Origin of the sequence: Paraburkholderia adhaesiva, from assembly GCF_021390575.1 — a bacterium.
Classification (GTDB): Bacteria; Pseudomonadota; Gammaproteobacteria; order Burkholderiales; family Burkholderiaceae; genus Paraburkholderia; species Paraburkholderia adhaesiva.
Genome location: NZ_JAJEJQ010000001.1, coordinates 3217044 through 3243141, shown reverse-complemented (window position 1 = coordinate 3243141; position 26098 = coordinate 3217044). Strand labels below are relative to the sequence as shown.

Sequence of the window (26098 nt, the reverse complement as noted above, 5' to 3'; positions counted from 1 at the left end):
GCCATTTGCCACCCGTTTTCCCGCTCCCCAAAGACACATGCTTTATCGGCATGGGTGAATATCGGGATTTTCCAGCGGGCTACCATGTGAGCGAAATTGCTGACGAACTGGATGCCCTGCATCCTTTTCTTGCTGGCGCGTCAGGCGCGTTCGCTATTGCGCGAATACTGAAAAAAAACAATGTTTCAGATGGTCGTATCTGCCTCATGCTTCATCGGAAATTTATTGCTCCCCAAGCGTTTGGCAACCCGGCTTCCAATTATCCCGGCATGTTTGTGCTGGATGCCGCCGCCGCCGCGCAGATTGACTTCACCGCACTCGCGGCCAACGTCCAGACACCGTATCTGCTTGCCCAACCGGTTAGAGTGGGCAATCTGTATCGACAATTCGCCGCGGTGCACAAAATTTCTGATCTTTTGCGTTATGTGGCGATTGCGGTGGAGCTTGGCGTATTGACACCGGAGGAGTCGTCATTGTTTTTCGCAGATGACACTCTAATTCCCTGTGGCGTTGAATGCGGGATTTTCCCAACCGAGGTTTTTCTGACCATCATCGAAAAACTTGAGCGGGTTTGCGTCACCTTTCTGCGCTCACATATGCCCAGCTCGTTTGACCCTTACAACCGTCGCTCGCTCGACTTTTGTAACGAAAGGCTGGGGAGCTTTTTGCTCAAGCGGGTATTGTTCAGTTCAGTACAAGAAATTCCTGCACAATATTTCGGCTACATGCACACCGTTGGCGACACGCAGAAATATGTTCCGGGAGGCATGCCCGTCAAGGCAACCCAACATAAACCCTACGGCACTATGGGGAAATCCGACAACGAATCCGTGGCTACCTCTACTGATGCGTGGGACGAACAGGCATATCTAGCGGCCAATCCCGACATTGTCGAAGCGATTGCCACAGGTCGGATTAAATCTGGGTATCAGCACTACGTGACGTATGGTCGCAACGAAGGACGACCAATAATGTGAAACGGGAGGCAGCGGCGCCGTCTGCGGGCGTTGTGTAGCTTGTCAGACGGTCGGTCGGCATGGCGTGCGGCACCTGGGCACATAGCGCGATTACCTGGCTCGACCCGTTCAGTTTGCGCGGACGGGGCTGACCGCCGCAGCCTCCTCACGATACCGTGCTATCAGCCGTTCTCGCACCTCGACGAATCGGTCGTAATACGCGCGAATGCCCGTCGCGGCAGCCGCGTATTTCAGGGCATCGAGGGTGACCATTTCCTCGCGGTATTTACCATCCAGCAGGCCGTTGTCCGCGAGCAGCGCTGTCGAATCGTAATTCCGGACTTTCCATTCGACGGACTCGGTGCTCAGGATGATCGATACGATGCGTTCGATCACGAATACCTTGGCCGGTGTCGGCAGCACGTAATGGCGGTCGCTGTTCAGTTGCTGCGCAAGTTCTGTATTCCCCGCCTCGGCAACCGCGAAAATCTTTTCGCACAGCGTGAGCCACCGCTGCCAGAAGCGCGGTTTAGCGACGAAATAATTGCAGTACACCGTCGTCGCGGTGCTCATCACCAGGCCGTTCATCAACGTTGCGCTGTCTCGATGAGGTGCGATCAAGGCCATCACACCGGCGAGTGTCGGCGAAATACCCGGATGCCAGTATTCAGCCTGTTCGAACACGTTTTTGAAAAACGCGATATTGCTGAAGTAGGGAGAAAACGTCACGACGTCCACGTCGTCGGGCGTACCGGCCAGAAACTGCTCGACCTGCGCAGAACTCAGCCCCGCCTTTTGCCTGAATTTCGGCGAAAAGAAGCCATAGCGGGCTTCGGGATCGAGTGCGTTTTCGATCAGGAAGCGACGGATTGGCCAGTATTCGTACCAGTCCGGCCGTTGTCCTGTGTTGTCGAGCGGAATGAAGCCCGGCTCGATCATGCCGCGAGTCTGGTCGGAATAAAAGATCTGGTAGATGTGGTTCTTCATGAAACCTTCTGCTTACCGCCGTCGGCGGCGCGAGCCAATTCACACTTGATGAGGTCGTCGCGCAACTCGAGGTATTTATCGTGGTGCCGGCGAATGCCTGTCTTGATCGCAGCCATTTTCAACGCGTCCAGTTCGAGAAATTTGCCGAAATGGGCACCTGTGATCGTATGGCCAGGCAGTTTGGTGGAGTCAAAATTTCGTACCTTCCACGCGGTCTGCTCGACGCTCAGAATGAGCGAGACGATCCGTTCGATCACGAATATCCGGGCGGGCATCTCGGGCCGGTAGGATACTGGGGTGTTCAATTGGCGGCCAAGTTCGGTGTTGTTTTCCACCTCAGCCGCATTGAAAATCAACTCGCACAGCGCGAGCCAGCGCTGCCAGAAGCGCGGTTTGGCGACGAAATAATTACAGTAGACCGTCTGCGCCGAACTCATGACCAGGTTGTTCAGAAAGTCTTCGGCGTTCGTGCCCGGCATAAGCAGCGAGATCGTACCGGTTAGCGCTGGGCGGATACCCTTGTGCCAGGACTCGGCCTGCTCGAAGACGTTCTTGAAAAAGGCCGCCTGCCAGAAGTTCGGCGAGAACGTAACGATGTCCACGTCGTCGGGCGTGCTCGAGAGAAACTCAGCAACCTGCGCCGATGTGAGCTGGGTCTTCTCCTGAAACTTCGGCGAAAAAAATCCGTAGCGCGCATTCGGATCGAGCGCGTTTTCACGCAGAAAACGGCGAATTGGCCAGTATTCGTACCAGTCCGGCCGCTGCCCTGTGTTATCGAGCGGAATAAAGCCCGGATCGAGCGCCGCGCGGGTTTCTGGCGAGTAGTAGATCTGGTGGATGAAATTCTTCGTCCTGATGCCCCGCGAGTGATCGTGCGTGTTACCAATGGCGCGATCCATCGGCGGCTCACCCGTTTTGGCTGCAGTGGCGCCAGCAGGTAGTTCAAGGGGGGATTCGCCAGGCACTTCGAAAGACCGTGGCATTTGCCCTTCGCACCAGTGCCGCCACATCGTACGCAGTGCCCGGATAACGCCGCGTGCGAGCGCTTCGGGTTGAAACATCGGTGACGCGGTACAGCGTTCGCGCATGCCCGCGCGAAGTTCGGCCAGCGCGGGCAGATCGGCGGCGAGTGCCGCTCCGCGCAGCACGAAGTCCTGCGCGCTTGTCGCCACGAATTGTTCGAGTCCGGCGTGCCCCATCACGGTCGCTCCGCTGCGTCCCGGTACGGTCCTGCCGGGAAGCGTCAGCGTTGGAACACCCATCCACAGCGACTGCAGTGCCGTGGTCAGGCCGCCAAACGGAAGCGTGTCGAGCGCGATGTCGACTTCGTGATGCAGTTGCAGAAACTCGGCCACGGATACGCGCGGCTGAAAATCGAGCCGTTCACGTGTAATACCTTCCTCCATGAACCAGGCGGCCAATTGCGTTTCGAGATTGCCGTCCACAGGCATCGCGGCGATCTTCAGGCGGGCGGTCGGCACGGCGCGCAACAGGTGAGCCCAGAGCGTGACCACATCGCGCTGCAGTTTGTTGATGCGGTTAAAGCTGCCGAAGGTCACGTAGCCGTTGCGCAGGGCCGGCAGCGTATTCAAGGGCGGCGCTTCCTGTTCCGGCCGGAACGGTGCCACTGCTGGCAGACAGACGATTTTCTCTGTGAACAGGGCTTCGAATTGCGCGATCGGTGTCCAGAATCGATCCGCGAGAAAGTAATCGATCGCAGTCAGGCCGGTCGTGCCGGGGTAGCCGATCCAGCTTGCCTGCACGGGGGCGGGTTTGCGCGCGAGCGCTGGCAGCCGGTTGTAGCCGGTGTGTCCGGACAGATCGATCAGGATGTCGATTCCGTCGGCTTCGACGAGTTGCACAAAGGCCGCGTCGTCCTTATCGCTGACGTCGCGCCATTCGGCGAAATAACTGCGTAGCCGCTCGGTGACTTCGTCGCGGCCTACCGTGTTGGAGTATGCGTAGAGGCGCAGGCCGGGGTCGCGTGCGAGATACGGCAAGACCGGTTCGAGGAAGTTGGTGACCGCGTGACGGCGCAGATCTGCGGAAACGAAGCCGACGCGCAGCGCGCGTTCGGGCTCGCGTGAATTCGCATGGCGCGGCCAATGCGGCTTGAACGGCGCTTCGAACTGTTCGCCGAAGCCGCAATGCGCGGCAAACAGCGCGTCGGGGTCGATGCCTTCGCCATGCGTGAGACAGAACAGCAAATTGCTCCAGGTGCCGGCGCCGCCGGGTTCATGGTCGAGCGCGCGCAGGAACTGTTCGGCGGCGGCGTCGACGCGACCGAGACGCTGGTAGAACGAGCCGAGCGAGTTCCACGCGAGCGCCGATTCGGGCGCCAGTTTCGTGGCTTGATGCAGGAGCGGCTCCGCCTCGCCCATGCGTCCGGTGGTCATCAGAACGACGCCGAGCAGGCGCGTGCCCTCTGCATGTCCGGGTGCGACTTCGAGCAGCTTGCGGCAGATGCTCTCCGCTTCCTCGTGGTTCCCTTTGACTTCGAGTAGTGCTGCGTAGAGCTGCAATACATCCGGGTCTTCAGGGATGAGTTCGTGAGCGCGCCGCAGATAAGGTTCGTAAGCCTGATGCTGGCCCAGTCGATACAAGGTGAGCGCACGTATTTTCCAGCCGAGCGGGTGTGCAGGGAACTGTTCGATCAGAGAACGTGCCGCAGAGTCGGCTTCTTCGAACCGGCCGGTGTCGAACAACGCGATTGCCGCTTCCCCTTGTGCTCGCGTCGGGAGGGCGGCCGCGTGGTTCGTGCCGGCGAGCGGCGCTGGCTGTGTGGCTTGCTCGTGCGCGGCGCAGACGGCGGCCCAGTGCGGATGAAGATCAGTGTCCGCGGGCAGGAGCGCCATGCTTCGGCGCATCGGCTCGTACGCGCCGATCAGGTCGCCGTCGCGAAGACGCAGGAACGCCAGCGCCTTCCAGCCGTAGCCGGCGTCGGGCAAAAGTTGCGTCATCTGGCGCGAGAGCGCCTCGGCCTGATCGAATTCCTCGCGGGCGATCAGCATTTCGATGGTCGCCTGAAATTGCTGTGCCAGCGCGGTGGACTCGGCAAGCGAATGACCGACGGTTGTCATTGCGTGTCCTGTGCGGATACGTCGAAGGTTTCCGCGGGGAGTCCAGCGCACCATCGTTGCCACATCGTGCGCAACGCGCGGCTCACGCTTTGAGCGATGACGTCCGGCTGGAACATTGGCGAGGCGAGGCAGCGCTCGCGCATGGTGGCGCGCAGTTCGGCCAGCATCGGGATGTCATGGGCCAGCGCTACGCCGCGTTGCACGAAATCTTCGGAGCCGGAGGCGACGAAGCGCTCCAGACCAGCGTGGCTCATTGCCGCCGCGCCGCTGCGTCCCGGGACGGTTTCGCCAGCGAGGGTCAGTGTCGGCACACCCATCCACAACGATTGAAGTGCCGTGGTCAGGCCGCCGAAAGGGATCGTATCGAGACACACGTCAACCGTGTAATGCTGCTGCAGGAACACCGCAATCGTGCTACGCGAGCGGAAGTCGAGCCGCTCGCGGGCGATACCCTCCTCGTCAAACCACGCCAGCAATTCGTCTGCGCCGGTTCCATCACTCGGCATCGCGCCGATTTGCATGCGCGCGGTGGGGAGCTCGCGTAGCAAATGCGCCCACAAGGCGATCGTGCGGCGCCGTAGTTTTTCTAGCCGGTTGAAGCTTCCGAAGGTCAGATAGCCGTTGGACAAGGCCGGCAGTAAATTGATTGGCGGTGCGTTTTCTTCCGGATGGAAGGGGGCGACAGCGGGCAGATAGGCGATTTTTTCGGTGAAGCGCGCACGAAACGCATCATTTGGCACCCAGAAGCGGTCCCCGAGAAAATAGTCGACGGCGCTCAATCCCGTGGTGCCGGGATAGCCGATCCAGCACGCCTGAAGCGGTGCGGCCTTGCGCGCCAGCACAAGCAGGCGGTTCTCCGCCGTGTGCCCGCCCAGATCGATCAGAATATCGATGCGGTCGGCTCGAATCTGCTGGACGACCTCAGCGTCGGGCACCCTGCTGATATTGCGCCAATGCGCGAAATGCACACGCAGTTTTTCGGTGATGTGATCGCTTCCGGGCGTGTTGGAATACGTGTAGAGCTCAAGACTGGAGTCGTTCGCCAGACCGGGCAGTACTGGCAACAGGAAACTCGCGACCGCATGATTGCGCAGGTCGTTTGAGATGATGCCAATGCGCAGTTTGCGGCCCGGGTCGCGCGTATTTGGATGCTCGTGCCACTGCGTTCGCAATCTCGGTTCAAAATGCTCGCCGAAGCGGCGGTGCTCGGCGAATAACTGCGTTGCGCTGACGGCTTCGTTGTGCATCAACGTAAACAGCAGGTTACTCCAGTTGATTTTGTCGTCGGGCACATGCTGTAGCGCCAGCCGGAAGACCTCGGCTGCGTCGTCGAGGCGCCCCTGCTTGAGGTAGACCGCACCCTGAGTGGTGGCGACGAGCGCTGGCTCGGTCGTAACCTCCCATGCACGTGCGATGCTTCGCTCGGCTTCGTCGAGACGCCCGAGCGAGGTCAGGATGATGGCCTTCAGCCGGGCGCCTTCGGAGTGGTCCGGGTGACATTCCTCCAGTCTTTGGGCAACCACCAATGCATCGTTGTGCATGGCTCGCGCTTCAAGCGTGGCCGCGTAGGATTGCAGTACGTCGGCGTCCTCCGGATTCAACGCGTACGCAACTTCCAGCGCCTCTCGCGCGGCATCCATCTTTCCGAGGGAATACAGCGCGACTCCAAGCACCTTTGTTCCCAGCGCGTGATCGGGAAATTGCTTGAGAAATACACGCGCATTTTTTTCGGCCACGTCAAAGCGTCGAGCGTTGTACGGCAATGCGATTGACTCGAGCTGTTTGCGCGTCGGTTCCTGCTTCTTGATGTTGCGCCGAGTGGTTTCCGTGTCTGGCTGGGTTTGCAGTTGCTGTGTCAAGCCTTCCGGCGAAGCAGGGGAGAGGGGGCGTTGGATTGCGTAGTTGCCTTGGTTCGACAGAACGCTCATCAGGTTGATCAGTCCATCCACCACAGGCCCCTGCAAGCCGTGACGCTGCCCGAGTTCGAGGGCGACCCACGCGGCCTTTAGCCGTTGGGCGTGGATCAGCGCATCGACATAGTTCGCCCAGTATTGGCCATTGTTCGGGTTGATTCCGATCGCCGTTTCGAGTCGCGGCAGTGCATCGTGTGGCCGGCCAAGTGCGAGCAGGGCAAGCGCGAGCCCGTGATTCGCGTCCGGATAGTGGGGATAGACGGCCAGTACGGTCTCATACTGGCGGGCAGCTTCTTCATGTTGCCCCTTGCTGCTTGCCGCTGCGGCTGCGTGCAGCGCCTCGGCGGCCGTCAGGTGGGTGACAAGCTGCGCGTCCTGCGGCAGCAACGGTGCGGCCCGGCGCAGCAGATCGCGTGACCCGGGCAGATCCCCGCGACGCAGCCGGTCGTAGGCCAGCGTCTTCCAGCCATAGCCCTCATCCGGCAGAAATTGCGTCATCTGGCGCGCGATGGCGCAAGCGTCGTCGTGCTGCTCGATCGCGGTGAGTTTGTCGATCGTGGCGACGAAGTCGCGCACGAGCGTGGCGCGCTGATCGGCCGACAGCGTGGCCGTAAGGGAAGCGGCTTCGGCGTTACCCGAATCGGTGAGAGCAGTCGGCGTGGCGGTCATGACAGGGCAGGCTAAGAAGCATGGCTGCCCAGTGTAGCCGCGGGCTCTGCGCGGCAATTGACCAAGGAGGGGCGGGATTGTCCGGCAATTCGGACGGGGAATATGCGGCCCCGGTTTGCGGCCCGGGGCCGGATAAGGCAGGTCTAGAACCCGGCTCCGCGCTGATAGGCGGCAACGCCGGTAGTCTTGCTCATCGCCGCACGATACTCGGCGGAAAGCTCCGAGCAGGCCGTCTCGGCTTGCTGGTTGATGGCGACCGTAACGTTCCGGATCCGCTCGATGGCGGCGAGGGCTTCGGGCGACTTTGGCTTGCCGAGGGACATGAGAAGCGGGTTGCGCTCGCGCGTGAGACGCGCGGCGCTTTCCCAGTCGTCCAGTTGGGCGGCGTGCTCCATCTGAAGCGTCAGATCGAGCACCCGCCGGAGCAGATCGGGCATGTTCATGCTATGGCTTGCCCTGCTTTACGAGCTCTTGTTCAACGTGCCGGTGTTGTTGGCGCCGCCGAACAGCTGCGTCAGATACTCGGTCTCGTTGTTGGTCTTCGACATGATGTCGTTCAGCATCGTGAACTGGCTCTGATACATCGACGTCAGCTGGGCGATATACGTCTGCAACTGGGTCGTCTGTTTCGTGACGCTGTTCAGGTCGTTGCTCAACGCCGTCTCGCGCTGGGCGATGACGCCGTTGTCCTGCGTAAACGTCTTGAGCTTCGCGTTGAGCTGCTCGGCGATGCCGTTGGTCGAATTGAAAATCGCCGCAACCTTCGACGAATTGTTCTGCAAAGCGTTGTTGAGCGTCGTCGAGTTGAGCGACAGCGTGCCGTCCGAGTTCAGCGTGATGCCAAGGTCGGCGAGCGTGGCCGTCACGCCGGAGCCCTTGACGCGACTGCCGATGATCGTGCCGAAGCTCGACGTGATCGCGTTGATCATCGAGTCGCCGAGCATCGTGCCGGATCCGGTCGGGTTGCTGGAGTCGAACTTCGTCAGCGAGGCGATCGTGCTGATCACCGTGTTGTAGTCGGATACGAAGCTGCTGATCTCGCTCGCCATCGTGGTCGTGTCCTGCGCGATGGTCAGCGTCTGGTTCGTGCCCACTGCAGCCGACGAGAGGCTCAGCGTCGCGCCGGACAGCGCGTTGACGGTGTTCAGCGCGCTCGTGACCTGCGTGCCGTTGATCGTGAGCTGGGCGCTTTGTGCGGCCGTCGTCTGGCTCCAGCCGGCGCCGGAGAGCGAGATGATCGACGATGCGCCGACTGCCGTGCCGGTGGTCGGCGCGGCGGTCGAGGCCGGCAGCGCCGTGGCGATTGCCGTGAGCGTCGAATCCGTCGAGCCGGACGAGGAGGCATTCGCCGTGACCTTCACCGGCGAGGACGAGTTAGCGCCCTGCTGGGCAACCACGAGGTGTTGCTGGCCGCTGCTGTCCGTGACAACGCTGGCCGTTACGTTCAAGCCGGCACCGGCCGTGTTGATTTCGGATGCGATGTTCGCCAGCGTATCGCCGGCCGCCGGCGTGACTGTAAACGAGCTGCTGCCGGCGCTGATGGTCAGCGTGGAGCCGTCGCCGCTCGCCGTCGTGGCGCTAGCAATGCCCGCCGACGCATAGGTGCCGCCCTGGATCGTCTGCACGCCGCCGAGCTTGGCCAGCGCGCTTGTGGACGAATCGGCGTTGACCGACACGTTGATCGTGTTCGCCTCGCCCGTCAGCGTCGAGCTCAGCACAAGGTGCGAGCCGTCCGAGCCGGTAACGATCGACGCCGAAATGCCCGGGTTGCTGGTCGACGAATTGATGGCCGATACGATCTGGCTCAGGCTGTTATTGCTCGAGCCGATGTTGATCGTCATGGACTGGCTGCCGACCGAGAGCGTCATCGTGCCGGTGCCCATCGCCGCGGTATTGGCGACTGAAATGGGCGCAGACGTGATGCTCTGCGTCTGGGCGATCTGCCCGACATACACGGAATACGAACTGGCCGAGGCGCCCGAACCGGCGGTCGCGGTGATACCGCTGCCGCTCGTGGTCGCCGTGAACGCGCTCATCAGCGAGCCGTTCTGGAGCGGCGTGAGCGCACCCTGCAACATCGCCAGCGAAGCGGACAACTGGCCGATATTGGAGATTTGCAGGTTATCGTTCGCCGCTTCGATCTGCAGCGAAGCCTGCTGCCCGGCCACCTTCGCATTGACGAGCGCGGTGACCATGGTCTGCGGATCGATCGAGGTATTGCCGGTGGAGCCGCTGATCAGCGATTGCCCTGCTTCGAGCAGCGCCTGCTGCGCGGCTGCCGACGCTGTCTGTGCGGCCGACTGGGCCGATGACACGCTGGTGGATGTGCTCGAAGTTCCGGAAATGGTCGACACAGCTGACTCCTCGTCTGGTCCCGACCAATGCGCGGTCTGGACCGAAAATTCGGGAAGGGGTGCGCGCGAATCTGCACGCGCCCCGAAACAAAGCGAAACGGACAAGCGCTGGGCGAACCCGGCCGCTTGTCCGTGCTCGCCTCTCGTGAGAGAGGCGAGAGCTTACTGCATGCGGCCTTACTGGAGCAGCTTGAGGATCTGCTGCGGCTGCGAGTTAGCCTGTGCCAGCACCGAGATACCAGCTTGCTGCAGAACCTGTGCCTTGCTCATGGCTGCCGATTCCGACGCGAAGTCCGCGTCCTGGATCGTCGACTGTGCGCTCGACATGTTCGTCGAAGCCGATTGCTGAGCCGTTGCCAGGCCGGTGAAGCGGGTCTGCACCGAGCCGAGCGTTGCGAGCTGGTTGGCGATCGTTGCCAGTGCGTTGTTGACGACTTCGAGGCCGAGGTTCGCGCCAGCCGTCGTGCTGACGTTGATGCTTGCAACGTTGGTCGGCGTGTTGTTCGTGTTGATCTGACCGAGGGTCGAGAACACACCCGAAACGTCGGCAGCCGAGGTTGCGACACCGCCGACGTCCGTACCCGTTGCGACGCTTTCGCCGTCGAACGTGTTTTCGATGTTACCTTGCAGCGCCAGGGTAGCGCCACTGGTGGCACCGAACAGACCGTTAACCGCGCTGTTGGAGAGCTGGTTGCCGTTCTGGTCGTAGAACAGTTCGCCGCCGTTGCCGTTGGATTGGACCGAAACCGACGTGATCACGCCAGCCGTGCCCGGCGTCGTTTCGGTCTTGCCCGTCGACGGATCGACGTTGAGGCCCGAGATCGTGCCGAACACCGTGCCCGAAAGAGCCGAAGCGCCCGTGGCGGTGAACGCCGCGTTGATCGCCGTGACGGCCTTGCTCTGCACCAGGCCGCTGGTACCGCCGGCGTTCAGTTGGAGCGTCGTCACACCGCTGGTCGTCACGCTCTTGAACAGGTTTGCCGAAGCGCCCGACGAGATGACCTGGTTGTTCTGGTCGGTGAAGATGAAGCCGCCCGAACCGTTGGACATCACGTTGATCGACGTGATCGAGCCCGGATTGCCCGAGGTGTTTTCCGAGCCGTCCGAGTTCAGGTTCACACCGGTCAGTTGGCCGAGCGTGTTGCCAGCCTGGACATAGCCGCCGCCGAGGTTGGCAGCCGAGAGGCTTTGGCTCAGGTCGAGCGAAACGGTCTGGCCGACAGCCACGCCAACTTGCACGTGCAGGATGCCAGCCGTGCCGTTCAGCAGGTTCAGGCCGTTGAACGTGGTTTGCGAAGCGATACGGTTCACTTCAGCGATTTGCTGCGAAACCGTCTTCTGGTACGACGCCATGTTGGCCGACGTGTTATCCGGTCCCAGTGCGTCGTCGGCAGCCTGGTAGATCGACTGCAGTGCGTTCTGGATCTGCATCAGTGCCGAACCAGCGGTTTGAACCATCGAAACCGCGTTGTTCGCGTTCGAAACACCCTGGTTCAGGCCGTTGATCGACGTTTGCAGCGTGCTGGCAATCGCGATGCCTGCGGGATCGTCAGCTGCGCTGTTGATGCGCTTGCCCGACGAGAGGCGCGTGATAGCTTGCGTAAGCGCGCTGCCCGTGTTCGTCACGTTGTTCTGTGCGATCAGCGACGATACGTTGGTATTAATCGAGAGCATGGAATTCTCCGTTGAGGCTTTAGTCTGTGAACTTGAGCCACGTTGCAATCGGCGGAAGCACACTTCATTGCTGGCCGCCTCAGTGAAGGATGACGGCCCCCGTAAACAAAACTTGAGGGGCGGATGCAAACATTTGCGGGTCGAATGCGCCGCGCATGGCGCTTGCGCCGCCTCGCTGCAGCCCGCCCGGAGCCGGCGTATGCTCGGCTTTACTCGACGAATCGGGCTCGCCCGCAGGCCCGGCAATCACGGAGACATCACCTATGGAACAGCGCCGGATCGGCACTTCCGCCTTGCAGGTTGCGCCACTGATGTTCGGCGGTAACGTCTTCGGCTGGACCGCCGACGTCGCCACCTCGCACTCGATCCTCGACGCCTTCACGGACGCCGGCCTCAACTTCATCGATACCGCCGACGTCTATTCGGCCTGGGTGCCGGGCAATCAGGGCGGCGAGTCGGAGACGATCATCGGTCAGTGGCTCGCGAAGAGCGGCAAGCGCGACAAGGTGGTGATTGCAACGAAGGTGGCGAAGTCCGCGCGGCGCCCGGGCTTGTCGGCGGCCAACATCGCGGCGGCCGTCGAGGACTCGTTGCGGCGGCTGCAGACTGATTACATCGACGTCTACTTTTCCCACGAGGACGACCCGAAGGTGCCGCTGGAGGAGACGCTGGGGGCGTATCAGCGGCTCATCGACGCAGGCAAGGTTCGCGTGATCGGCGCATCGAACTTCAGCGGCGCGCGCATCGAGGAGGCGCTGACCGTGTCGCGGAAAACGGGACTGCCCGCCTATCAGATTATTCAGCCTGAATACAACCTGTACGACCGCGCGCACTACGAAGCCGATATCGAACCGGTCGCACTCGCGCAGAAGCTGGCGGTCGTGCCCTATTACAGTCTCGCGAGCGGCTTCCTGTCGGGCAAGTACCGGTCGCGCGAAGATCTGGCGAAGAGCGCGCGCGGCTCGCGCGTCGAGAAATATCTGGATCATCGTGGTATCCGCATTCTTGCGGCGCTCGACTACGTCGGAGAGCGGCACGGTGCGACGCTGGCCGCTGTGGCGCTGGCGTGGATGATTGCGCGGCCGAGCATCACGGCGCCGATCGCGAGCGCGACTTCACTCGACCAGCTCCAGAGTCTGGTGGCCGCGGTGAGCCTGAGGCTCGCTCCCGCCGATATCCAGGCGCTCAATGACGCAAGCGCCTGAGGCGTGCGTGGGGCGGGGGTGCGGTCGCTTTGGTAGTTTCGTGGTTTGGTAGTTTGGTACGAGGTTGGCCCGCTGGTGGTACACGGCTGGCAAGCCCAAACCAGGTGGCCATGGAGGCTCCGCACGAGTAAGTCTTTGGCAGGATTGAGAAAATTCTTTTTGGCTCGAAGATTTTCTGGTATAGTCGCGGATTCAACCAATTTTCTGGTTCGGCGCGGTCCTAGGGGGTGATTCTTGCCGCGGTGAACCACAGGTACCACAGGCAGTTAGTGCGGGTACCTCAGGCAGGGAAAGTAGAAAACAGGGAAATATCATCCGGGCGCGCACGCCGATGCTGCGCCGGAGGTGTTCCCGGTAGCCGCTCCGGTATGGAGTGTGCCCATTTAACTTATTTAGCTAGTAGCCAAACATGACGACGATTCTTCTGAAAGAAAACGAGCCGTTCGAAGTTGCGATCCGCCGCTTCCGCCGTGCAATCGAAAAGAACGGCCTGATCGCCGAACTGCGCGAGCGCCAGTCGTACGAAAAGCCGACGGCCGTTCGCAAGCGCAAGAAGGCAGCGGCTGTTAAGCGCCTGCACAAGCGCCTGCGCAGCCAACAGCTGCCGAAGAAGCTCCACTAAGCTTTTTCGCGCTTTCTAGCGTTCCGCCAGACGGCGGCGCATGCTTCGTTCGAAGCTGCGCCGCCGTTTGCTTTTGGAGCGGCGGTTTGGGGCCGGCCCTTGGTTCCGGCCTTACGTTCCGATTCACACGCGCCGTTGCTTGCGACGCGCATTGTGCCCACCGATCAGGTTTTCCCCGCCGCGCGGCGTTTCTTGCCTTGTGCCGCGCAGCTCGTGCGGCAGATGCAGTCGTGCTGATGGTCGTTCACCATGCCCACTGCCTGCATGAACGCATAGCAGATCGTCGTGCCGACGAATTTGCAGCCGTATTTCTTGAGCGCCTTGCTGAGTGCATCCGATATTTCGGTGGATGCCGGCGCGTCTCGGTACGAGCGCCAGTCGTTCTGTATCGGCGTGTCGTTCACGAACGACCAGATAAATTTCGCGAGCGAGCCATGCTCGGCCTGGATCTGCTGGACCGCACGCGCGTTGAGGATGGTTGCCTCGATCTTGGCGCGGTTGCGCACGATGGAGGCATCCTGCATGAGCGTTTCGACGTGTTTCGGCGTGAAGCGCGCAACCTTCTCTATGTCGAAGCCCGCGAACGCGCGGCGGTATCCTTCGCGCTTGTTCAGGATCGTGGACCACGAGAGACCTGCCTGCGCGCCCTCCAGCACGAGCATTTCGTACAGGTGCTGGTCGTCGCGCGACGGCACGCCCCATTCGGTATCGTGATAGTGCGCGAGCGCTTCAGTCGTCGCCCAGTTGCAGCGCTGTGTTACGTCAATCACGTCGATTTCTCCTTGCTACGGTTCGTTCTGGCCACGCCAGCATAGCGGATCGCGATCGCCTCACCACCCTGGCCATCCGGCCGATTGTGTGAAAGTCGCAGAGCCGTTAGTCTCTGCGGCACGACTCATAACGCAACGGACACGGTACTCATTGTCATGCAGACCTATACCTGGCTGATCGGCGTGGACGGCGGCGGCACCGGCACGCGCGTCGCGCTCGGCGACGCAAACGGTGTGGAACTGGCGCGCGCTGCCGCCGGGCCATCGGGCCTCGGGCTCGGCATCGCACGCGCGTGGGAATCCATCGAGGCGGGTTGCCGCGCCGCGTTTGCCAACGCGGGGCTCACGCTGGACTGGTCGCGCTGCGTGCTCGGCTGCGGTCTCGCGGGCGTGAACAATCCGGACTGGCAGGCCGCGTTTCGCGATCAGGCACCGCCCGTCGCGGGCCTCGCCGTTGAAAGCGACGCGTACACGACCTTGCTCGGCGCTCACGGCGGCGAACCGGGTGTAGTGGTGGCGCTCGGCACCGGCAGCATCGCGGCAGCGCTCGACGCCGCGGGCGCGTGCCGCATCGCGGGCGGCTTCGGCTTTCCCGCGGGCGACGAGGCGAGCGGAGCCTGGTTCGGGCTGCGCGCGATAGTCTGGGCGCAACAGGCACTCGACGGCCGCGCACCGCTAGACGCCTTCGCGCAGGCCTTGCTCGCCCATACCCGTTCGTCCGACCGCGACAGCCTCATCGTGTGGTTGTGCGCGGCTAACCAGACCGCCTATGCGAGCCTTGCACCCGTGGTTCTCGCGCACCGCGAGCACCCGTTCGTCGCTAAGCTGCTGGCCGAGGCGGGCGAAGCCATTGCGCAACTGATCGGCGCGCTCGATCCCACGGCCGCGTTGCCTGCCGCGTTGTCTGGCGGGCTTGGCCAGCCGTTGCGCGAATGGGTGCCGCAGGTGGTGCGTGACCGGCTGCGCCCGCCCCTCGCCGATTCCACCAGCGGCGCACTCAGGCTTGCGCAACGCGAAGCTGCGCGGCTGGCTGGGGCTTAGGGGACAAAGCGGGCGGGAAGGGCGCCATCGGGGAGCGTGGCATCGGGAAGGCGGGCCGGTGCCCGCGGCGCAACATTAGCCCGCCGATGTTAGGATCAAATGCTTCACGCCTGCTGCCCAACTCCCATGTACAAGGTCATTGCAACCGATCTCGACGGAACGCTGCTCAATTCCGATCACCAGCTCGATTCATTTACGGTTGCCACCCTCAAGACGCTCGACGAACAAGGTCTGCAGTTCATCATCGCCACGGGGCGCCACTACTGCGACGTCGCCGGTATCCGCGACCGGCTGGGCATCCGGCCGTATCTGATCACATCGAATGGTGCGCGCGTCCATGCGCCGGACGACACGCTGATCCACGCCGCGAACCTGCCTGAATCGACGATTCGGCGCCTCGTAGCGCCGGACGTGGCCGGCACGCACGACCGCGTAATCGTGAGCCTCTTTTCCGACGACGCCTGGCTCATCAACCGCGAGGCGCCCGAAATGCTCACTTTCCACCAGGAATCGGGCTTCGCCTGGCATGTGACGGACTTGCGCGCGCACGATGGCGTGGGCATCGGCAAGGCGCTCTATGTCGGGGACCCGGCCGATCTCGCGCAGATCGAGCAACGGCTCGCGCACGAGTTCGGCGAATCGCTTTACGTCACCTACTCGCTGCCGGACTGCCTCGAAGTGATGACCCAGGGGGTCTCGAAGGGGCGCGCGCTGCGCGTCGTGCTCGATCGGATCGGCATTGCGGCCGCCCGTTGCATCGCGTTCGGCGACAACATGAACGACATCGACCTGCTCGAAACAGCCGGGCATCCGTTCATGATGAACAACGCGAATCCCGATCTCATCGCGCGCCTGCCCATGGTTCCGCGCATCGGCAACAACTTCGAGGCGGGCGTCGCCCGTCATCTGCGCAAGCTTTTCGCGCTCGGTGACGAACGCGCGTCGTTGTAACGGGACGGAGCGCTACTGCGCGGGGGACAGGGCGGCGCAGGGGCAGTCGTCGGCGCGGCCATCGAGGTCTTCGCGCTCGTGCGAGAAACGCGCGCGCGGCGTGCCGCTGCTCCAGTCGATCCGCACGACGTAGATGCTGTCGAAATCGGCGCTCTTCCATTCGGGCACATCGTGCGACTCGCCGCCGTGCGCGCCCACGATCTGTCGCACCAGATTTTCGATTTCGCGATGCTCCCAGGCCACTAGCACGGTCCGGTTGCGCCACTTCGGATTCACGAGCGCGTCATTAAGCGCCGCTGTCTGAGAAAAACCGTACGGCGTCTGCACGGGCAGACCGAACTGGATCGCAGTCGGTTCGATTGTCGCGAGCGGGCGCACGTAGTAGTACGGCTGGCCGCTGTCGTCTTTGCGCTCGCCCGGATCCGGCGCGTAGATCGCGTCGGGCTTGCCGTATTTCGCGGCGATCACGGCCGGGAGCGCCAGCGAGCGGTTCAGCCCCTTGCAACTCAACTGGCCAAGGCCCGCGGGTGGTTTTTCGGCGTGGCGCACGAACACGAGTGTTTCGATGTTTCCCGTCGCGCCGGGTGTGTCGGGGGCTTGGGGGGCGTCTGCCGCATGTGCGCAAGCGCTCGCCGTCACAACGAGGGCCAGGACGATGCGGAGAAGCGATGCGGGGGAGTGCGCCATGGTGCGGGCCGTGAGGGGGAAGCCGGTGAGTCGCCCGATTCTAGCAGCGCGTCCGTAGGCACTGCCGCGGATACGAAAACGGGCGCGATGGTTCACATCGCGCCCGTTTGCTTGAGAGGGCGGCCCCGCTCGGCAGGGCTGCCCGCTGCGAACCGGTCAGACTGCCTCGCGGCGGCCTGCAATCGCCGGATAGATCACACCCGCGATCACCGCGCCGACGACCGGCGCAATCACGAAGAGCCAGAGTTGCGAGATCGCCTCGCCGCCGACGAACAGCGCCGGACCGATCGAGCGCGCCGGGTTCACCGACGTGTTCGTGACGGGGATCGAGATCAGGTGGATCAGCGTGAGGCACAGGCCGATCGCGATGGGCGCGAAGCCGGCGGGCGCGCGTTTGTCGGTGGCACCGAGGATCACGAACAGGAAGAAGGCCGTCATGACGACTTCGCACAGGAACGCGGCCATCAGCGAATAGCCGCCCGGCGAGTGCTCGCCATAGCCGTTCGTCGCGAAGCCGCTCGCCACGAGGTCGAAGCCGGGCTTGCCGGAGGCGATGCACGCGAGGACGGCCGCGCCAATCACCGCGCCGATCACCTGCGCGACGATGTACGGCACGAGGTCGCGCGCGGGGAACCGGCCGGCGACCATGAGGCCGACGCTTACCGCCGGATTCAGGTGGCAACCGGAAATGTGGCCGATGGCGAACGCCATGGTCATCACGGTAAGCCCGAACGCCAGCGCGACGCCCACGAATCCGATTCCGAGGCCATGAACGGGGCCAGCGAAGCTGGCGGCGAGCACGGCGCTACCGCAGCCGCCGAGTACGAGCCAGAAAGTGCCGAACATTTCGGCTGCGAGTCGTTTGGATAAGTGCATCGTGTGACACCTCAAAAAGTCGAATTGAAAAGGCCGGTAAAAAAGCCCGGCTCAAGCCAGTGACCGATTCTAGGCAGTCAACTGATCGACGGGTGTCAAGCATTGTCAATTCCGAACCTATTGATCGCATATTTGCGTTAGACGGTTGCCGGATTTCACTTCGGGCGATCAATCGTTAAATCGGGAAACAGGCTGATAAAACCGTATTAATCGTGATTGCGAATTCCCGTATTTACGACTAATCTCCGTTCGAGTCGGCTAGCTTCTTAATGAAAAAGGGGGAGTGGAATGTCGCAATATTCAGAACTCAAAGCCCAGATCGCCAGGCTCCAGGCGCAGGCCGAAGAGGCGCGGCGTACCGAAATTGCGGATGTGATCACGATGATCCGCGAAAAAATCGCCGAATACGGACTGAGCGCCCAGGATCTGGGGTTCGCCGCGGCGGCCCGGCGCGGGCGGCCGCCCAAAAAGGCGCCGCTGCCGCCGCGCTATCAGGATCCGAAGACCGGGGCGACCTGGAGCGGGCGTGGCAAACCGCCAAAATGGATTGCGGGCAAGAATCGTGAACGCTATCTGATCGGTTAAACGCGCAGACATTCCTTCTGTGCGCCGGCAGTGCGTGCAGCAGGACTTATGCGATAAAAAAGCCGCATGGTGACATGCGGCTTTTTCTTTTACGCAAACACCGTAATTACGCGAATAAAGTTGTACGCAAACGATTCAAGTGGCGTATTCGTCGGGGTTATCTCAACGTTACGTGCGGCGCGCCATTCATCCCCCAGCGGCGACACGGCGCAGCATTGGCCGGCGTTCGGCTTCGATGAGCGCGCTATAAGTGTCGACATAATTGCGGGCCATGGTATGTGACGTGAAACGGCGTTCGAACTGCTCGCGAATCGCAATGCGCGAAAGCGAATGGAGATTCTGGACTGCGGCGACCGCGCCTTGCACATCCTCGACGATAAAACCCGTCACGCCCGGATCGATCACTTCAGGCACCGAGCCGCGATTGAATGCGATAACGGGGGTGCCGCAGGCCATCGCTTCGATCATGACGAGGCCGAATGGCTCGGACCAGTCGATCGGGAACAGCAGGGCTTTCGCGCCGGACAGGAACGCGGGCTTTTGCGTTTCGTCGATCTCGCCGACGAACTCGACGTGCGCCAGCGACAGCAGCGGTTCGATCTCGGCCTTGAAGTAATCGCGGTCCACCTTGTCGACTTTCGCCGCGATCTTCAGCGGCAGGCCGCTTTGCGCCGCGATCCGGATGGCCGTGTCCACCCGCTTTTCCGGGCAGATGCGGCCGAGAAAGGCCAGGTACTCCGGTTCGCGGTCCGTCTGCGGTGTGAGCAGGCCGCCGGGCAGGCCATGGTAGATCGTGCTTTGCCAGTTGGCCTGAAGCAGCGGCTGGCGCTGCGAATCTGAAATCGATATCACCGGTGCGTCTGTGAACGTGTCGAACACCGGCTGCAGCTCGGGCAGATCGAGACGGCCGTGCAGAGTGGTGACGAACGGTGTATCGAGCGTGGAGAAGAGCGGGAACGGCAGGTAATCGAGGTGGAAGTGCAGCACGTCGAACTCGTGGGCGACGCGGTGCACGCGTTCGAGCAGCACCATGTGCGGCGCGATCGCGTCGCGGATCGTCGGGTCGAGTCGCAGCGCACGCGGCCACGCCGCTTCGAGTTTCGCCGATGTGACCGAATCGCCGCTGGCGAACAACGTCACGTCATGGCCGAGATCGACGAGCGCTTCAGTCAGGTAGGACACGACGCGCTCGGTGCCGCCGTAAAGCTTCGGCGGAACGGCTTCGTAGAGCGGCGCAATCTGTGCGATTCGCATGGGCATGTTCTCCTTGTTGACGGGCCGGGGGAGTGTCTCTTCTGGTCACTGCCCCGCGTGCGAGCATCGAGTACGCTGCGCTATCGGGTTATCCCTGAGCACGATTATGGGCAGTTGCGTCATCGAGACGAGTCCTTTTTCAATCGCTTAAAGTTGTTACAGCGGGAAACAGGCGCGTTAAGGGCATTTCGCGGCGCTTGTGCCGTGGAAGGGCCGGCGCATGCAGCAAGCCGCGTGCCGACTCATGACCACACTCGTGTTACGGGATAACGAAAAAGCTCTATAATCCGCGCCCCCGATGCCGCTTATGTACCTCGCATGAGCGCGTGCCTGTCTCGCCCCCATTTAACAGTTTTTGTCAGAAAAATTCTTACGCGACAGCGCAGCAATTTCTCGCAAATCGTCGCGGTGTCCCCCCAATTTCCAATTGGGTCCGGTGTCACCACAATGCATGGACGACCAAAAGCGGGCCGCTCGCCAGGGTTTTACTAGGCGCGAACGAGCAAACGTTTTCGCAACCAGCTTGACCAGCTGCCAAGATTCAAATTCGGGGGAATCAATGAGCGCGACGACGCAGAGCGACATGCTCAGCGAGATCAGGGAAGTCAACCTGTCGTATCTGTTGCTGGCGCAACGCCTGTTGCGCGAAGACAGGCCGACCGGCATGTTTCGCATGGGGATCTCGGAGCAGCTCGCTGATGTCCTCGTCAATCTCACACTGGCGCAAGCGGTTCGGCTCGCCGCCTCGAACCAGGTGCTTTGCCGCTTCCGGTTCGACGATCACGCCATCCTCAGTTCGCTCGCCGACAAGGGCAAGTCCGTACAGACCCACGCGGCCATCCTGATGGCCAGCCAGCCCGTGGCACAGCTCGCCTGATTCTGCCGCAGTCCTGCAGCGCCGCCCGCGAAAGGCGCGGCGCGGCGCTTCGTTGCATCCGGCCCGCCGCCGGGTGCTGCTTCATTTCCGGAAATCGTCGGGGATCTATGGCGACCAGGAGCGTGGTACTCGAGGTCAAGGAAGTCGCCCTGGCGATTGAACTGATCGAACTCGGCGCGCGGCTGCAGTTGCTCGAAGCGGAAACTTCGCTTTCGCGCGACCGGCTTATCCGCCTCTATAAAGAGGTGAAGGGTGAGTCACCACCCAAGGGCATGCTGCCGTTTTCGACCGACTGGTTCATGACGTGGCAACCCAACGTCCATTCGTCGCTGTTCTACAGCACGTTCCAGTTCATGAGCCGCGAGGCGCGCTGTGAGCCGATCCACGCGATCGTGAAAAGCTACCGGCTCTATCTCGAACACACGCGGCTCCTCGGCGAAGAGCCGGCGCTCAGCCTCACACGCGCGTGGACGCTCGTGCGCTACTTCGCTTCGGGGCTCCTGCAGACGACCCAGTGCAGCCGTTGCGGCGGGCATTTCGTCGCGCACGCGCACGATCCGCAGCGCGGCTACGTCTGCGGCCTGTGTCAGCCGCCCTCGCGGGCGGGCCGCACGCGCCGCGCGAGTCAGCCGGCACCCGCCATAACCTGATCGTCGGCAGCGCGCCGCAACGTTTGCGCGCCTGCTTCTGCAATCTGGCCCCATATCTATTCCGGCGTGCCGCAAAAGCCCGTCGACCAATCCCAAAGTTTTTCCCAACGATGCCGTAAACCAGCTAAGGACGTGGGCCGATGGCGGTTCGCGGCACATTCTCAAGTGAGGACCCGGCTGTGCTGATTTTCGTGGGAACACTCGTGACGATCTTGTCCGTCTTCGGCGGCTATGCGCTGGCGGGCGGCCACCTGGCGGCGCTACTCCAGCCCGTTGAAGTGCTGATGATCGCTGGAGCGGGAGTCGGCGCGTTCATCCTGGGTAATGGGGTCAAGACGATCAAGTCGACGATTCGCGTCATTCCGGCGCTTTTCAAGGGCTCGAAGTACAACAAGGACGTCTACATGGAGCTGCTCGCGCTGCTCTACGTCCTGCTCGCCAAGGCCCGCAAGGAAGGCACGCTGACGCTTGAAGCCGATATCGACGAACCGATGAAGAGCCCGATCTTCACGCAGTATCCGAGGATCGTTGCCGACCCGCGCATCGTCGAATTCCTCACCGACTACCTGCGCCTGATGGTGGGCGGCAACATGAACGCTTTCGAAATCGAAAGCCTCATGGACGAGGAAATCGAAACGCACCACGCCGAAGGCGCCGCGCCCGCTAACGCGCTCGCCAAGGTCGGTGACGCGATGCCCGCGTTCGGTATCGTCGCCGCGGTGATGGGCGTCGTGCACACGATGGCGTCCGCCGACCGGCCGCCCGCAGTGCTCGGCGAGATGATCGCGCAAGCGCTCGTCGGCACCTTCCTCGGCATTCTGCTTTCGTATGGTCTGATCGGGCCGCTTGCCAGCCTCGCTGAGCAGCGCGTGACCGAATCGACCAAGATGTTCCAGTGCATCAAGGTGACGATCCTCGCGAGCCTGAACGGCTACGCACCCGCCATCGCCGTGGAGTTCGGTCGCAAGGTCTTGTTCTCGACCGAGCGTCCGTCGTTCTCGGAGCTCGAAGAGCACGTGCGCCGCGTGAAGGCAAAGTAAGGCGGACGTGATGGAGAAGCAAGGGAGCGCCCGATGAGCAAGGACAAAGGCCACACGATCGTCGTGAAGCGTGCCGCGAAGGCGCACAACCCGCATCACGGCGGCGCCTGGAAGCTCGCCTATGCGGACTTCATGACCGCGATGATGGCGTTCTTCCTGCTGATGTGGCTGCTGAGTTCGGCGACCACGGTGCAGTTGCGCGGCATCGCCGAATACTTCCAGCAGCCGCTCAAGGTCGCGCTCTGGGGCGGCGATCGCAGCGCGGAAGATTCGAGCATCCTGAAGGGCGGCGGCAAGGACGTTTCGACCGACCGCCAGGGCGTCACGCGCCGCAGCGACGGCTCGATGGCCCAGGCTGAGCGCAGCCAGACACATGCCAACGACGACGAAGCCACGAAGCAACAGCAAGGTTCGCTGGAACGTCGCGAGCAGGTGCGCCTGCACGACCTGCAGGTCAAGCTGATGGCGGCGATCGAGGCGAACCCGACGCTGCGCCAGTACAAACAGCAGATTCGCATCGACTCGACACTGACGGGCCTGCGCATCGAGATCGTCGATTCGCAGAAGCGGCCGATGTTCGCGACCGCTCGCGACGTCGTCGAACCGTACATGCGCGACATCCTGCAGGCGATCGGCAAGACGCTCAACGACGTGCCGAACCGCATCATCGTGCAAGGCCATACGGACGCCGTCCCCTACGCGGGCGGCGAGAAGGGCTATAGCAACTGGGAGCTTTCGGCGGACCGCGCCAACGCATCGCGCCGCGAACTGGTCGCGGGCGGGATGGACGACGGGAAGGTGCTGCGTGTGATCGGCCTCGCTTCGTCGCAGAACCTGAACAAGGCTGATCCGCTCGATCCGGAGAACCGCCGCATCAGCATCATCGTGTTGAACAAGAAGTCGGAAGACGCGCTGATGCGCGACGACGCAACCACGACGACGCTGTCCGACGATGCCGCCGGCACCGGCAAGCCGCCCCTGTCCTTGTTCACGCCCGGTGCGGCGCGCGCGAAGGCTGCACCCGTAGCGCCTGCAGTTGCACCCGCAGTCGCGCCCGCCGTTGCTCCCGCGCCCGTGCGGGTCGCGCCGGCGACGCCGAACGCGGGGAACGCGGAGACTGCGCCTGCGCCAGCGGCCGCCGCAGGCGCGGCGCAGTGACGCATACGGACAGCGAACCAGCGCGAGCGAGAAACCGATGATCAGAAACATTCTGGCGATCGACGATTCGGCGTCCATGCGGGAGATCCTGCAGTCGGCGCTGAGCCAGGCGGGTTACGACATAACGCTGGCGACAGACGGCGACGAAGGGCTGGAGCACGCGCTCGCGCAGCACTTCGACCTCGTGCTCACGGATCTGCACATGCCGCGCATGAGTGGACTCGAACTGATCCGCCAGTTGCGCGCGAATCCTTCGTATCTCGAAACGCCGATTCTCGTGCTGACGACGGAGTCGGACGAATCGTTCAAGGTGGCCCTGCGCGACGCTGGCGCGACGGGCTGGATGGAAAAACCGGTGGACCCGGAGGTGCTCGTCGATCTGGCGAGCGCGCTTGGCGAGACGTGCAGATGAACGCCGCGCGCCAAATAGCAGCACCGACTCCCACACAGGCACTTATTGCGGTGAAAGTGGCATGACACTCGACATCACTCAGTTTTATCAGACGTTCTTCGACGAGGCCGACGAGCTGCTTGCACAGATGGAGCAGCTGTTGCTGAACCTGGACATCGGCCAGCCCGACCCCGAGGACCTCGCGGCGATCTTTCGCGCGGCGCACTCGATCAAGGGCGGCGCGGCGACATTCGGCTTCACTGCGCTCACCGAAACGACGCACATTCTCGAATCGCTGCTCGACCGCGCGCGCAATAACGAACTCGTGCTGCGCAAGGACATGATCGACACGTTCCTCGAAACGAAGGACGTGCTTTCGGGGCAACTGCAGGACTACCGTGCAAGCGCCGAGCCGGACCCGGCAGCGGCTGCTGCCGTGCGCGCGAAGCTTGAACGCCTCTATGCGGAAAGCCGTGGCGTTCCGGCGCCTGCTGCTGCACCTGCGCCCGCTGCGCAGCCTGCTGCCGCACCGGTGGCTGCACCGGTCGCAGCAAGTGCAAGCGCAGGTGCCGCGAACGGCGCGCCCGACCATGTCGTCGACGAAGCGACGGCGGCAACGGCGCCGGCTGGCGGTGCTGCCGAAGGCCCGCATCTGCGCATCACCTTGCGCAAGGTTGACGCGAAGGACCAGGAGCTGCTCGCCGAAGAACTCGGTAACCTCGGCCGCATCGTCGCCCAGGTGAAGACCGGCGATGACATCACGCTGTGGCTCGAAACCGAAGTGACTTCCGACGACATCGTTGCCGTGTGCTGCTTCGTGATCGACGAAAGCCAGATTTCGATCGGACGTGGCGCGGCCCCGCAAGGGGACGCTGCGCCCGCAGCCGCTGAGGCGGAGATCGAGCATGAGCCCACGCCGGTCGCGGCACCGGCGGCTGCACCCGCCGCCGCGCCCGCGGCAGCAGCTCCGGCACCGGCACCCGCCGCTGCACCTCAACCCGAACACGAAGCCGCACGCCCGCAAGCCGCAGCGCATGGCGCGGACGCCGAACGCAAGCACCGCCCGGCCGCAGCGGCAGCGGGCGCCGAGGGCAGCTCGATCCGCGTCGGTGTGGAGAAGGTCGACCAGCTGATCAACCTCGTCGGCGAACTGGTGATCACCCAGGCAATGCTCGCCGAAACGTCGACCGCGTTCGACCCGGCACTGCACGACCGCCTCTTCAACGGCATGGCGCAGCTCGAGCGCAACGCGCGCGACCTGCAAGAAGCGGTGATGTCGATCCGCATGATGCCGATGGACTACGTGTTCAGCCGCTTCCCGCGTCTCGTGCGCGACCTCGCGGCCAAGCTCGGCAAGGACGTTGAGCTCGTGACGTTCGGTCAGGCGACCGAACTCGACAAGAGCCTGATCGAGCGCATCATCGATCCGCTCACGCACCTCGTGCGCAATTCGCTCGACCACGGCATCGAAACGGTGGAAGCGCGCCGCGCCGCCGGCAAGGATGGCACCGGCCAGCTCGTGCTGTCCGCCGCGCACCATGGCGGCAACATCGTGATCGAGGTGAGCGACGACGGCGCGGGCCTGCGCCGCGACAAGATTCTCGCCAAGGCGATCAAGCAGGGCATGTCGGCCAGCGAAACGATGCCCGACGAAGAAGTCTGGAACCTCATCTTCGCGCCGGGCTTCTCGACGGCCGAGCAGGTCACCGACGTCTCGGGCCGCGGCGTGGGCATGGACGTGGTCAAGCGAAACATCCAGTCGATGGGCGGCCACGTTGAAATCAGCTCGCACGCGGGCAAGGGCACCACGACGCGCATCATTCTGCCGCTCACGCTGGCGATTCTCGACGGCATGTCGGTGAAGGTCGGCAACGAGATTTTCATCCTGCCGCTGAACTTCGTGATGGAGTCGCTGCAGCCGCGCAACGAAGACATTTACACGGTGACGAACGGTGACCGCGTCGTGCGCGTGCGCGGCGAATATCTGCCGCTCGTCGCGCTTCACGAGGTGTTCAACGTCGAAGGCGCGCGCACGGAGCCGACGCAGGGCATCGTCACCATCATGGAAACCGAAGGACGTCGTTTCGCCATGCTGATCGACGAACTCGTCGGTCAGCAGCAGGTGGTGGTGAAGAACCTCGAAACGAACTATCGCAAGGTGCACGGCATTTCGGCGGCAACCATTCTCGGCGACGGCAGCGTCGCGCTGATCGTCGACGTGGCCGCACTGAACCGCGAAACGCGGGCGACCCACGGCGTGAGCCAGTCTGCCGGTGCGTTCGCCGAATTTGCATGACCGCATGAACGCCGCATTTACGTTTAAACGCGAACGGCACTTTCCCAATCATTTAAAAACGC

22 protein-coding genes are annotated in these 26098 nt (G+C 62.7%); 12 read left to right on the top strand and 10 right to left on the bottom strand.

Features of this window, described 5'->3' with window-relative positions; translation table 11 throughout:
• The first annotated feature begins 50 nt into the window (after positions 1-50).
• Positions 51-977 (top strand): hypothetical protein, encoded by a 927-nt coding sequence (locus tag L0U80_RS14770; protein ID WP_233865315.1) that lies wholly within the window; start codon positions 51-53, stop codon positions 975-977.
• 108 nt (positions 978-1085) lie between these two features.
• On the opposite strand, the gene L0U80_RS14765 is transcribed toward L0U80_RS14770, so the two are convergent.
• From L0U80_RS14765 to L0U80_RS14740, 6 genes are all read right to left on the bottom strand, one after another.
• Positions 1086-1943, bottom strand: a complete 858-nt coding sequence (locus L0U80_RS14765; RefSeq protein WP_233865313.1) for a hypothetical protein — start codon at positions 1941-1943, stop codon at positions 1086-1088.
• A complete protein-coding gene (locus L0U80_RS14760) occupies positions 1940-5023 on the bottom strand; it encodes an O-linked N-acetylglucosamine transferase family protein (protein WP_233865311.1) in 3084 nt (1027 codons plus the stop codon). Before L0U80_RS14760 ends, L0U80_RS14765 begins: the two co-directional genes overlap by 4 nt.
• Entirely contained in the window at positions 5020-7605 is a 2586-nt protein-coding gene (locus tag L0U80_RS14755; RefSeq protein WP_233865309.1) for a tetratricopeptide repeat protein, read from the bottom strand. The genes L0U80_RS14760 and L0U80_RS14755 overlap by 4 nt, the downstream gene beginning before the upstream one ends.
• Positions 7606-7748: 143 nt before the next feature.
• Complete coding sequence (locus L0U80_RS14750) at positions 7749-8048, bottom strand: flagellar protein FliT (protein ID WP_233865307.1); 300 nt, start codon at positions 8046-8048, stop codon at positions 7749-7751.
• An 18-nt stretch (positions 8049-8066) separates the two neighbouring features.
• Positions 8067-9959 (bottom strand): flagellar filament capping protein FliD, encoded by a 1893-nt coding sequence (gene fliD / locus L0U80_RS14745; protein WP_233865305.1) that lies wholly within the window; start codon positions 9957-9959, stop codon positions 8067-8069.
• Positions 9960-10136: 177 nt separating this feature from the next.
• Positions 10137-11633, bottom strand: a complete 1497-nt coding sequence (locus L0U80_RS14740; RefSeq protein ID WP_233865295.1) for a flagellin N-terminal helical domain-containing protein — start codon at positions 11631-11633, stop codon at positions 10137-10139.
• Between the two features lie 263 nt (positions 11634-11896).
• Between L0U80_RS14740 and L0U80_RS14735 the strand changes: the two genes are divergently transcribed.
• Together L0U80_RS14735 and rpsU are read left to right on the top strand one after the other, a co-directional pair.
• Positions 11897-12838: an aldo/keto reductase gene (locus L0U80_RS14735; RefSeq protein ID WP_233865293.1), complete on the top strand. Its 942-nt coding sequence runs from the start codon at positions 11897-11899 to the stop codon at positions 12836-12838.
• 409 nt (positions 12839-13247) lie between these two features.
• Positions 13248-13460 (top strand): 30S ribosomal protein S21, encoded by a 213-nt coding sequence (rpsU, locus tag L0U80_RS14730; protein ID WP_124151438.1) that lies wholly within the window; start codon positions 13248-13250, stop codon positions 13458-13460.
• Positions 13461-13624: 164 nt separating this feature from the next.
• Here rpsU and L0U80_RS14725 read toward each other — a convergent pair whose 3' ends face one another.
• On the bottom strand, positions 13625-14227 hold the full coding sequence (locus L0U80_RS14725; RefSeq protein ID WP_233865979.1) for a DNA-3-methyladenine glycosylase I: 603 nt from the start codon (positions 14225-14227) through the stop codon (positions 13625-13627).
• Between the two features lie 159 nt (positions 14228-14386).
• Between L0U80_RS14725 and L0U80_RS14720 the strand changes: the two genes are divergently transcribed.
• On the top strand, positions 14387-15271 hold the full coding sequence (locus L0U80_RS14720; RefSeq protein WP_233865291.1) for a glucosamine kinase nucleotide-binding domain-containing protein: 885 nt from the start codon (positions 14387-14389) through the stop codon (positions 15269-15271).
• Positions 15272-15397: 126 nt separating this feature from the next.
• Positions 15398-16222, top strand: a complete 825-nt coding sequence (locus L0U80_RS14715; RefSeq protein ID WP_233865289.1) for a Cof-type HAD-IIB family hydrolase — start codon at positions 15398-15400, stop codon at positions 16220-16222.
• Between the two features lie 12 nt (positions 16223-16234).
• Here the strand turns inward: L0U80_RS14715 and L0U80_RS14710 are convergent, their stop codons facing one another.
• Together L0U80_RS14710 and aqpZ are read right to left on the bottom strand one after the other, a co-directional pair.
• Positions 16235-16909 carry a histidine phosphatase family protein gene (locus L0U80_RS14710; protein WP_233865287.1) on the bottom strand — a complete coding sequence of 225 codons (675 nt, stop codon included), beginning with the start codon at positions 16907-16909 and terminating at the stop codon, positions 16235-16237.
• Positions 16910-17065: 156 nt separating this feature from the next.
• Complete coding sequence (gene aqpZ / locus L0U80_RS14705) at positions 17066-17785, bottom strand: aquaporin Z (protein WP_233865285.1); 720 nt, start codon at positions 17783-17785, stop codon at positions 17066-17068.
• Between the two features lie 288 nt (positions 17786-18073).
• On the opposite strand from aqpZ, the gene L0U80_RS14700 reads away from it, so the two are divergent.
• Positions 18074-18370: an H-NS histone family protein gene (locus L0U80_RS14700; protein WP_233865283.1), complete on the top strand. Its 297-nt coding sequence runs from the start codon at positions 18074-18076 to the stop codon at positions 18368-18370.
• A gap of 186 nt (positions 18371-18556) precedes the next feature.
• Here L0U80_RS14700 and L0U80_RS14695 read toward each other — a convergent pair whose 3' ends face one another.
• The gene (locus tag L0U80_RS14695; RefSeq protein ID WP_233865281.1) at positions 18557-19624 is read right to left on the bottom strand and encodes a glycosyltransferase family 4 protein; all 1068 of its coding nucleotides are present in this window, start codon (positions 19622-19624) and stop codon (positions 18557-18559) included.
• 559 nt (positions 19625-20183) lie between these two features.
• Between L0U80_RS14695 and flhD the strand changes: the two genes are divergently transcribed.
• The 6 genes from flhD (at position 20184) to cheA (ending at position 26036) form a co-directional block, all read left to right on the top strand.
• Positions 20184-20501, top strand: coding sequence for a flagellar transcriptional regulator FlhD (flhD, locus tag L0U80_RS14690; protein ID WP_233865279.1), 318 nt, complete (start codon positions 20184-20186; stop codon positions 20499-20501).
• Between the two features lie 107 nt (positions 20502-20608).
• The gene (flhC, locus tag L0U80_RS14685) at positions 20609-21151 is read left to right on the top strand and encodes a flagellar transcriptional regulator FlhC (RefSeq protein ID WP_233865277.1); all 543 of its coding nucleotides are present in this window, start codon (positions 20609-20611) and stop codon (positions 21149-21151) included.
• 179 nt (positions 21152-21330) lie between these two features.
• Positions 21331-22191 carry a flagellar motor stator protein MotA gene (gene motA / locus L0U80_RS14680; protein WP_233865275.1) on the top strand — a complete coding sequence of 287 codons (861 nt, stop codon included), beginning with the start codon at positions 21331-21333 and terminating at the stop codon, positions 22189-22191.
• A gap of 33 nt (positions 22192-22224) precedes the next feature.
• Complete coding sequence (motB, locus tag L0U80_RS14675) at positions 22225-23349, top strand: flagellar motor protein MotB (protein WP_233865267.1); 1125 nt, start codon at positions 22225-22227, stop codon at positions 23347-23349.
• 37 nt (positions 23350-23386) lie between these two features.
• The gene (locus tag L0U80_RS14670) at positions 23387-23761 is read left to right on the top strand and encodes a response regulator (RefSeq protein ID WP_233865265.1); all 375 of its coding nucleotides are present in this window, start codon (positions 23387-23389) and stop codon (positions 23759-23761) included.
• A 61-nt stretch (positions 23762-23822) separates the two neighbouring features.
• Entirely contained in the window at positions 23823-26036 is a 2214-nt protein-coding gene (gene cheA, locus L0U80_RS14665) for a chemotaxis protein CheA (RefSeq protein ID WP_233865263.1), read from the top strand.
• The last annotated feature ends 62 nt before the right edge of the window (positions 26037-26098 follow it).

Excerpts from the sequence above, each read along its gene's own strand:
- L0U80_RS14770 (WP_233865315.1), top strand. The coding sequence starts at position 51 with ATGGGTGAATATCGGGATTTTCCAGCGGGCTACCATGTGAGCGAAATT.
- L0U80_RS14765 (WP_233865313.1), bottom strand. The coding sequence starts at position 1,943 with ATGAAGAACCACATCTACCAGATCTTTTATTCCGACCAGACTCGCGGC.
- L0U80_RS14760 (WP_233865311.1), bottom strand. The coding sequence starts at position 5,023 with ATGACAACCGTCGGTCATTCGCTTGCCGAGTCCACCGCGCTGGCACAG.
- L0U80_RS14755 (WP_233865309.1), bottom strand. The coding sequence starts at position 7,605 with ATGACCGCCACGCCGACTGCTCTCACCGATTCGGGTAACGCCGAAGCC.
- L0U80_RS14750 (WP_233865307.1), bottom strand. The coding sequence starts at position 8,048 with ATGAACATGCCCGATCTGCTCCGGCGGGTGCTCGATCTGACGCTTCAG.
- L0U80_RS14740 (WP_233865295.1), bottom strand. The coding sequence starts at position 11,633 with ATGCTCTCGATTAATACCAACGTATCGTCGCTGATCGCACAGAACAAC.
- L0U80_RS14735 (WP_233865293.1), top strand. The coding sequence starts at position 11,897 with ATGGAACAGCGCCGGATCGGCACTTCCGCCTTGCAGGTTGCGCCACTG.
- rpsU (WP_124151438.1), top strand. The coding sequence starts at position 13,248 with ATGACGACGATTCTTCTGAAAGAAAACGAGCCGTTCGAAGTTGCGATC.
- L0U80_RS14720 (WP_233865291.1), top strand. The coding sequence starts at position 14,387 with ATGCAGACCTATACCTGGCTGATCGGCGTGGACGGCGGCGGCACCGGC.
- L0U80_RS14715 (WP_233865289.1), top strand. The coding sequence starts at position 15,398 with ATGTACAAGGTCATTGCAACCGATCTCGACGGAACGCTGCTCAATTCC.
- L0U80_RS14710 (WP_233865287.1), bottom strand. The coding sequence starts at position 16,909 with ATGGCGCACTCCCCCGCATCGCTTCTCCGCATCGTCCTGGCCCTCGTT.
- aqpZ (WP_233865285.1), bottom strand. The coding sequence starts at position 17,785 with ATGCACTTATCCAAACGACTCGCAGCCGAAATGTTCGGCACTTTCTGG.
- L0U80_RS14700 (WP_233865283.1), top strand. The coding sequence starts at position 18,074 with ATGTCGCAATATTCAGAACTCAAAGCCCAGATCGCCAGGCTCCAGGCG.
- L0U80_RS14695 (WP_233865281.1), bottom strand. The coding sequence starts at position 19,624 with ATGCGAATCGCACAGATTGCGCCGCTCTACGAAGCCGTTCCGCCGAAG.
- flhD (WP_233865279.1), top strand. The coding sequence starts at position 20,184 with ATGAGCGCGACGACGCAGAGCGACATGCTCAGCGAGATCAGGGAAGTC.
- flhC (WP_233865277.1), top strand. The coding sequence starts at position 20,609 with ATGGCGACCAGGAGCGTGGTACTCGAGGTCAAGGAAGTCGCCCTGGCG.
- motB (WP_233865267.1), top strand. The coding sequence starts at position 22,225 with ATGAGCAAGGACAAAGGCCACACGATCGTCGTGAAGCGTGCCGCGAAG.
- L0U80_RS14670 (WP_233865265.1), top strand. The coding sequence starts at position 23,387 with ATGATCAGAAACATTCTGGCGATCGACGATTCGGCGTCCATGCGGGAG.
- cheA (WP_233865263.1), top strand. The coding sequence starts at position 23,823 with ATGACACTCGACATCACTCAGTTTTATCAGACGTTCTTCGACGAGGCC.